The 944-nt window shown below is 55.4% G+C and carries 1 rRNA gene; it reads right to left on the reverse strand.

From position 1 onward, the window contains the following. Positions 1 to 766: ribosomal RNA gene (locus ACPOLA_RS19155) — 23S ribosomal RNA — on the reverse strand; the annotation flags it as partial. Positions 767 to 944: the final 178 nt, after the last annotated feature.

The following is a 944-nucleotide window of genomic DNA, read 5'->3' on the forward strand; positions in this document are numbered from 1 at the left end:
CGGGTCTTGATCGTGCGACTCAACCGCCCTGTTCGGACTCGCTTTCGCTACGGCTTCCCCCCACGGGTTAACCTCGCCACACAACGCAAACTCGCAGGCTCATTCTTCAAAAGGCACGCCATCACCCGGACAAGTCCAGGCTTTGACGGATTGTAGGCACATGGTTTCAGGTACTATTTCACTCCCCGCCAGGGGTACTTTTCACCTTTCCCTCACGGTACTGGTCCGCTATCGGTCATCGAGGAGTATTTAGGCTTAACGGGTGGTCCCGCCAGATTCACACACCATTCCAGGAGTGGCGTGTTACTTGGGAGCTGTCGAACACAGCCGCAACCTGTCGTCTACGGGGCTATCACCCGCTCCGGCACCGCTTTCCAACGGACTTCGACCTCAGCCACGGTTTCTCACTGTGCGCCCCACCGGCAGATAGAGCAACGACAGTCCCACAACCCCGCACATGCAACCCCTGCCGGATATCACACACATACGGTTTAGCCTTCTCCGATTTCGCTCGCCACTACTCTCGGAATCACGGTTGTTTTCTCTTCCTGTGGGTACTGAGATGTTTCACTTCCCCACGTTCCCTCCACACACCCTATTTCATTCAGGTGCAGGTAACTGGACATAACTCCAGCTGGGTTTCCCCATTCGGACATCCCCGGATCAACGCTCGGTTGCCAACTCCCCAGGGCATATCGCAGGCTCCCACGTCCTTCATCGGCTCTCGATGCCAAGGCATCCACCATGTGCCCTTAACAACTTGCCCACAACAAACCACCAACACACACAACAAACACGCATGCCGGCAGATCGCGGCGGAACAAACAAAAGAACACCACCAAACAATCAATACGAAACAACACTAAACACCACCCACACACCAACTAGCCGTGTGCGGGCGGATGCTCGCGTCCACTATCCAATAATCAAACAACCAGAAGCCC

The organism is Nocardioides proteolyticus, from assembly GCF_051280635.3.
Lineage (GTDB): Bacteria > Actinomycetota > Actinomycetes > Propionibacteriales > Nocardioidaceae > Nocardioides.